The following is a 7,612-nucleotide window of genomic DNA, read 5'->3' as shown; positions in this document are numbered from 1 at the left end:
GTCCCCACCGCCAAGGACAGCCCCCATGCCGCCCCGCCACCCCACCCCGCCCGGCTTCATCCGCGTCCGTGCCGCCCGTGAGCACAACCTCAAGAACATCGACGTCGACATCCCCCGCGACGCACTGGTGGTGTTCACCGGCGTCTCCGGCTCGGGCAAATCGTCGCTGGCCTTCTCCACCCTCTACGCTGAAGCCCAGCGTCGCTATTTCGAATCGGTCGCGCCCTATGCCCGGCGCCTGATCGACCAGGTCGGGGTGCCAGACGTGGACGCCATCGACGGCCTGCCTCCGGCGGTGGCGTTGCAGCAACAGCGCGGCACGCCCAGCGCGCGCTCGTCGGTGGGCAGTGTCACCACCCTGTCCAGCTCGATCCGCATGCTCTATTCGCGCGCCGGCAGCTACCCGGCGGGGCAGCCGATGCTGTATGCCGAGGACTTCTCACCGAACACGCCGCAAGGCGCCTGCCCCGAGTGCCATGGGCTGGGCCGGGTGTACGAAATGACCGAGGCGACCCTGGTCCCCGACCCGTCACTGACCATCCGCGAACGGGCCGTGGCGGCCTGGCCGATGGCCTGGCAGGGGCAGAACCTGCGCGACATCCTGGTGACCCTGGGCTACGACGTCGATGTCCCCTGGCGCGACTTGCCCCAGGCACAACGCGACTGGATTCTCTACACCGAGGAGACACCGACCGTTCCGGTGTACGCCGGGCTGACCCCAGCGCAGACTCGCGCCGCCCTCAAGCGCAAGCTCGAACCCAGCTATCAGGGCACCTTCAGCGGCGCGCGGCGCTATGTGCTGCACACCTTCATGCATTCGCAAAGCGCCCAGATGCGCAAGCGCGTGTCCCAGTTCATGCGCCCAAGCCCGTGCCCGCTGTGCCAGGGCAAGCGGCTCAAGTGCGAGGCGCTGCAGGTGACGTTCGCCGGGCATGATATCGGCGAGCTGTCGCGTCTGCCGCTGCAGGCGCTGGCCGACGTGTTCCGCAAGGTCTCGGCGCACGGTTACCTGGAGCAGCACGACGACAACCTGACCCTGGAAAAGCGCCTGGCCGCTCAGCGCATCAGCGTCGAGTTGCTCGAACGTATCGATACCCTGATCGACCTTGGCCTGGGTTACCTGGCCCTGGAACGCAGCACACCGACATTGTCCTCCGGCGAGCTGCAGCGCCTGCGCCTGGCCACCCAGCTCAATTCGCAATTGTTCGGCGTGATTTATGTGCTGGATGAGCCGTCGGCCGGGCTGCATCCGGCGGACAGCGAAGCGCTGTTCGAAGCCTTGCAGCGGCTGAAGCAGGCCGGCAACTCGGTGTATGTGGTCGAGCATGACCTGGACACCCTGCGCCGAGCCGACTGGTTGGTGGACGTTGGCCCGGCGGCAGGCGAGCATGGCGGGCAGGTGCTGTACAGCGGCCCGCCCGCAGGCCTGGCGCAAGTAGCGGCGTCGCGCACCGGTGCCTATCTGTTCGCCGAGGCAACGCCGGCCCCACGTACGCCGCGGCGGGCGCAAGACTGGCTGCAGCTCGAGGGCATCAGCCGCAACAACCTGCACGACCTCAGCGCGCAGTTTCCGCTGGGCTGCTTTACCTCGGTCACCGGGGTTTCCGGCTCCGGCAAGTCGAGCCTGGTCAGCCAGGCGTTGCTGGAACTGGTCGGTGCCCACCTGGGCCATGCCGAACAACGGGCCGAAGCCGAGGAACAAAGCCTGGAGGACGAACCGGAGCAGCTCAGCAGCGGTCGCGTCAGCGCCGGCCTGGGCAACATCAAGCGGCTGGTGCAGGTCGACCAGAAGCCTATCGGCCGCACGCCACGCTCCAACCTGGCCACCTACACCGGGTTGTTCGACCACGTGCGCAAGCTGTTCGCCGCCACAGAGCAAGCCAAGGCCCGCGGTTTCGATGCCGGGCGGTTCTCGTTCAATGTCGCCAAGGGGCGCTGCGAGAACTGTGAGGGCGAAGGCTTTGTCAGTGTCGAGTTGCTGTTCATGCCCAGCGTCTACGCGCCCTGCCCTACGTGCCATGGCGCGCGCTACAACCCTGACACCCTCGCTGTGACCTGGGAAGGCATGACCATTGCCCAGGTACTGCAGTTGACTGTCGATCAGGCCCTGCAGGTATTCGCCGCACAGCCCCCGGCGCAGCGCTGCCTGCAGGTGCTGCAGGACATCGGCCTGGGCTACCTGCGTCTGGGCCAGCCGGCTACCGAGTTGTCCGGGGGTGAGGCGCAGCGCATCAAGCTGGCCACAGAACTGCAGCGCATGGCCCGGGGGGCCACGCTGTATGTATTGGACGAGCCTACCAATGGCCTGCATCCACAGGATATCGACCGACTGTTGGTACAGCTCAATCGGCTGGTCGACAGCGGACACAGTGTGGTGGTGGTCGAGCATGACATGCGGGTGGTCGCGCAAAGCGACTGGGTGATCGACATCGGGCCGGGGGCCGGGGATGCCGGGGGTACTGTGGTGGTGAGTGGGCCGCCTGAGGTGGTTGCGCGCTGCAGTGAGAGCCGTACCGCCGAGTTCTTGGCCAGGGCCTTGTAGCGCCTTACCGGCCCTTTTGCGCGGCGTGTCCGGCCCCACGGGGCTGGATGGCCCGCGCACGCCGGCCTAGGTGGAACATCTACAGCAGACAAAAACCTTTCCTATACTCCTCCTGGCATCCCCGCATGCCATCTGCCCAAAAACGCGAAACCTCACACAACAACAAACGAGGTGGCATATGGTCTGGCAGCAAATCTACGACCCGTTCTCAAGCCCGTGGCTCTCCACCCTCATGGCCGCCGTCCCGGTGGTGGTGATGCTCGCGGCCCTGGCGTTCTTCCATATCAAGGCTCACATCGCCGCCCTGCTCGCCCTGGGTTCCGCGCTGCTGATCTCGATTTTCGCCTTCGGCATGCCAGCGAGCATGGCCGGCTCAGCGGCGTTGTACGGCGCAGCCAATGGCCTGCTGCCCATCGGCTGGATCGTGCTCAACATCATCTTCCTGCACCGGCTTACCACCGAAAACGGCTCGTTCAAGGTGCTGCAGGACTCGCTGGCGCGCATCACCGACGACCGCCGCCTGCAACTGCTGCTGATCGCCTTCTGCTTTGGCGCGTTCTTCGAGGGCGCGGCAGGCTTCGGCACGCCGGTGGCCGTGACCGGTGCAATCCTCATTGGCCTGGGCTTCTCGCCGTTGGCCGCCTCGGGGCTGGCACTGATCGCCAACACTGCTCCGGTGGCCTTCGGCGCGCTGGGTACGCCCATCATTACCCTGGCCAAGGTCACCGGGCTGGATGAGATGGAGCTGTCGGCCATGGTCGGCCGGCAACTGCCGTTCTTCTCGGTCATCGTACCGTTCTGGCTGATCTGGGCGTTCGCCGGCTGGCGCAAGATGCTGGAAATCTGGCCAGCGATTCTGGTGGCGGGGGTGAGTTTCGCCATCCCCCAGTTCCTGGTGTCGAACTACCACGGGCCAATGCTGGTCGACGTGATCGCTGCGCTGATATCCATGGCGTGCCTGACCGCGTTCCTGCGGGTTTGGAAGCCAGCCACCGTGCACACCTCGGCGGCGCTGACTGGCCGCGTGGACAACTCCAAGGTCGACGCAGACCACACACCTGGCACCCACGACGCGTTTGCCGTGCGCGACCAGCGCAGCGTGTTCAAGGCCTGGATGCCGTGGATCATCCTCACCGTGTTCGTGTTCGCCTGGGGCACGGCAAGCTTCAAGAACCTGTTCGACACACGTCCGGCGCTGGACCCTGCCAGCGGCGCAGCCATGCTGGACCCGCAAGGCAAGCCGCTGCGCGAAGCCAACCCACTATTCGCCCCCGTGCTGACCTTCGACACCATCCACCAGCACATCGAAAAGGTCCCGCCGGTGGTGCCCGCGCCCAAGAAAGAAGACGCCCAGTACAAGTTCACCTGGTTCACCGCCACCGGCAGCGGTATCTTCCTCGCAGCGGTGCTGGGCGGGCTACTCATGGGCTATTCGCCGCTGGCACTCGGCCGCCAGTACCTGCGCACGCTGTGGGTGGTGCGCTATTCGCTGATCACCATCGTCGCCATGCTGGCGCTGGGTTTTCTCACGCGCTACTCCGGGCTGGACGCGACCATGGGGCTGGCCTTCGCCGCCACCGGTATCTTCTACCCGATGTTCGGCACCTTACTGGGCTGGCTGGGGGTGGCGCTGACCGGTTCGGACACGGCCTCCAACGTGCTGTTCGGTGGCTTGCAACGGGTCACGGCCGAGCAGTTGGGCCTGAGCCCGGTGCTGATGGCGGCGGCCAACAGTTCCGGTGGGGTAATGGGCAAGATGGTCGATGCACAGTCGATCGTCGTGGCCTCCACTGCTACTCGCTGGTATGGGCATGAGGGCGAGATCCTGCGCTACGTGTTCTTCCACTCGGTGATCCTGGCGATCCTGGTGGGTTGCCTGGTGACGTTGCAGGCTTATGTGGCGCCGTTCACGTCGATGGTGGTGGGTGGCTGATTCGCAGAGCCAACACTGGCCCTATCGCCGGCAAGCCGGTTCCCACAGGCACGCCTTGGTTCTTGAACCTGTGGTGTACCTGTGGGCGATTACCCAGCCCTTCGGGCTGCGCTGTCGCGCAGAGAACAAAGCCCGCGAGCGCGCCGCATACCCTGTGGGAGCGGCTTCAGCCGCGAAGCAGGCGCCGCGGTGGATGGCACCGGCTTCGCCGGTGTTCGCGGCTGAAGCCGCGCCTACAGGATCCCCGCCCAATCAGTAAGTTAGCGTTTGTTCTATGGGAGCCGGCTTGCCGGCGATAGGGCCGCCACGTACAGTCATGCCCATGGACAAATACGCCCCTCGCCAGTGGCTTCCCCACGAAAAACCCAGCCTACCCGGCTCCCCCTCCACGCCCCTGCATGCCCCGGCCAAACGCCTGGCCTTCGGCGTGGTCGGCCTGCTGGTGGCGATCACCGGCGGCCTGGGCAACGCGCTGGTCACCGCCAACCTGGTGTTCCTGCAAGGCGCCCTGGGCGCGACCACCGCAGAAATGGCCTGGCTGCCCGCCGCCTACGTGATGACCAGCGTGTCGATGAACCTGCTGCTGGTCAAGTTCCGCCAGCAGTATGGCCTGCGCGCCTTCACCGAAGTGTTCCTGGTGCTGTACGCCCTGGTCACCTTCGCCCATCTGTTCGTCAACGACCTCAACTCCGCCATCGCCGTGCGTGCCGCCCACGGCATGGTGGGCGCGGCGCTCAGTTCGCTGGGGCTTTACTACATGATCCAGGCGTTCCCGGCACAGTGGCGGCTCAAGGCCATGGTCCTGGGCCTGGGCGCCTCGCAACTGGCCCTGCCGCTGGCGCGGATTTTTTCCGAAGACCTGCTGCAGATCGCCGAATGGCGCGGCCTTTACCTGTTCGAACTGGGCCTGGCATTGGCCGCGCTGGGCTGTGTGCTGATGCTCAAACTGCCTCCCGGTGATCGCTTCAAGACCTTCGAGCCACTGGACTTCCTCACCTTCACCCTCATGGCCAGCGGCACCGCGTTGCTCTGCGCCGTGCTGTCGTTGGGCCGTATCGATTGGTGGCTGGACGCCCCCTGGATCGGCGTTGCCTTGGCAGCAGCCATCGGCCTGGTGTTCAGCGGCCTGGCCATTGAGCACAACCGCCAGAACCCATTGCTGATGACCCGCTGGCTGGGCAGTGGCGCCATTATCCGCCTGGGCCTGTGTGTCATCCTGATCCGCATGGTGACCTCCGAGCAGTCCACTGGCGCGGTAGGCTTTCTGCAAGCGCTGAACATGGGCAGCGAGCAGATGCGCACGCTGTACGCCATCATGTTGCTCGGGGCTGTGGCGGGCCTGGCCTGCAGCGCGCTGACAATCAACCCCAACCACCTGATCATCCCCCTGTTCATTTCCCTTCTGGCCATGGCCACTGGGGCGTTCATGGACAGCAGCTCAAGCAACCTGACCCGCCCGGCGCAGATGTACCTCAGCCAGTTCTTGCTGGCGTTTGGCAGTACCTTCTTCCTCGGCCCGTCCATGGCGCTTGGCATCAGCCATGTGCGGGCCAACCCACGTAACCTGGTGAGCTTTTCGGTGCTGTTCGGCATCTGCAACAACCTCGGCGGGTTGATCGGCGCGGCGCTGCTGGGCACTTTCCAGACCTGGCGCGAGAAGTTTCACTCCAGCCACCTGATGGACCGCCTCAGCTACCTCGAACCGCTGGTCAACGCCCGTGTCCAAAGCGGCGGTGGCGGTTATGCCGGGGTCATCGCCGACCCGGCCCTGCGCAGCGAGGCCGGCATGCGCCTGCTGGCCAGCGCGGCAACCCGCGAGGCCAATGTCATGGCGTACAACGACGTGTTCATGCTGATTGGCGCGATCGCGATCCTTACCATGGTCTGGATCTGCCTACGCGGCACCTGGCTGTGGTACACCACCCGCCAGGCCATTTCATCCGATTCAACCAGCGGCACTGCCAACCGATGACCGAAGAAAACCGCACGACCACCACCACCGCCATCGCCGAAACCCCGGAGGGGGCTACCCCGCCCAGCGAGCCGACCAGCCCGGTGCGTTCGCGGCGGGTGCGGATCCTGTCCACCATCACATTCGCCAGCGTGGCGCTGGCCGGCATCCTGCTGGTGCTGTATGCCTGGCGCCTGCCGCCGTTCAGCAGCGCCATCGAAAGCACTGAAAATGCCCTGGTGCGCGGCCAGGTCACGATCATCGGGCCGCAACTGAGCGGCTACATCGTCGATGTGCCGGTGCATGACTTCCAGTTCGTCAAGGCCGGCGACTTGCTGGTGCAGCTTGACGATCGCATCTACACGCAGCGCCTGGCCCAGGCCATCGCCCAGTTGCAGCAGCAACAGGCGGCGCTGGCCAACAACCTGCAGCAGCGCAACAGTGCCCAGGCCACTATCGCCCAGCGTCAAGCAGCGATCGGCGATGCGACGGCCCAGGTGGACAAGGCCCGCGCCGACTTCAGCCGCAACCAGGCGCTGGTCAGCGACGGCTCGGTATCGCGCCGGGAGCTGGACGTGACCCGCGCCAACCAGGCCGCCGCCGTGGCCAGCCTGGCCCAGGCCAAGGCAGCGTTGGCGATCGCCCGCCAGGACTTGGAGACGGTAATTGTCAACCGCGCCGCGCTGGAGGCGGCAGTGGAGAACGCCAAGGCTGCCGTGGAACTGGCCCGCATCGACCTCGACAACACCCGGGTGACGGCGCCGCGTGACGGCCAGCTGGGGCAGATCGGCACGCGGTTGGGCGCCTACGTCAACTCCGGCGCACAGCTGATGGCACTGGTGCCCGATACCCTGTGGGTGATTGCCAACATGAAAGAAACCCAGATGGCCAATGTACGCATCGGCCAGCCGGCGACGTTTACCGTGGACGCACTCAACCACCTGAAACTGCGTGGCCACGTGCAACAGATTTCACCCGCCACAGGCTCGGAGTTCGCCTTGTTGCAGGCCGACAACGCCACCGGCAACTTCGTCAAGATCGCCCAGCGCATACCGGTGAGGATCACGGTGGATGCCGACCAGTCGCAGGCCAAGCGCTTGCGCCCGGGTATGTCGGTGGTGGTGAGCATCGACACCCGTGAGCACGCCCATTGACCGTGCCCGGGCAGCCTGCCCCGCAGTGTGAA

Annotated in this window: 4 protein-coding genes; all 4 read left to right on the top strand. The window is 65.7% G+C overall.

What is annotated here, in order from left to right:
- Nucleotides 1–25 precede the first annotated feature (25 nt).
- The 4 genes from uvrA to L6D80_RS28845 all read left to right on the top strand — a co-directional run bounded on the left by uvrA (nt 26) and on the right by L6D80_RS28845 (nt 7,580).
- A complete protein-coding gene (gene uvrA / locus L6D80_RS28860) occupies nt 26–2,542 on the top strand; it encodes an excinuclease ABC subunit UvrA (RefSeq protein ID WP_236183098.1) in 2,517 nt (838 codons plus the stop codon).
- A 178-nt stretch (nt 2,543–2,720) separates the two neighbouring features.
- Nucleotides 2,721–4,475, top strand: a complete 1,755-nt coding sequence (locus L6D80_RS28855) for an L-lactate permease (RefSeq protein WP_176514767.1) — start codon at nt 2,721–2,723, stop codon at nt 4,473–4,475.
- 322 nt (nt 4,476–4,797) lie between these two features.
- A complete protein-coding gene (locus tag L6D80_RS28850; RefSeq protein ID WP_176514781.1) occupies nt 4,798–6,447 on the top strand; it encodes an MFS transporter in 1,650 nt (549 codons plus the stop codon).
- Entirely contained in the window at nt 6,444–7,580 is a 1,137-nt protein-coding gene (locus L6D80_RS28845; RefSeq protein WP_176514769.1) for an HlyD family secretion protein, read from the top strand. Before L6D80_RS28850 ends, L6D80_RS28845 begins: the two co-directional genes overlap by 4 nt.
- Nucleotides 7,581–7,612 lie beyond the last annotated feature (32 nt).

This window comes from Pseudomonas ceruminis, from assembly GCF_021602025.1.
GTDB lineage: Bacteria > Pseudomonadota > Gammaproteobacteria > Pseudomonadales > Pseudomonadaceae > Aquipseudomonas > Aquipseudomonas ceruminis.
This window is presented reverse-complemented; position numbering and strand designations above follow the sequence as displayed.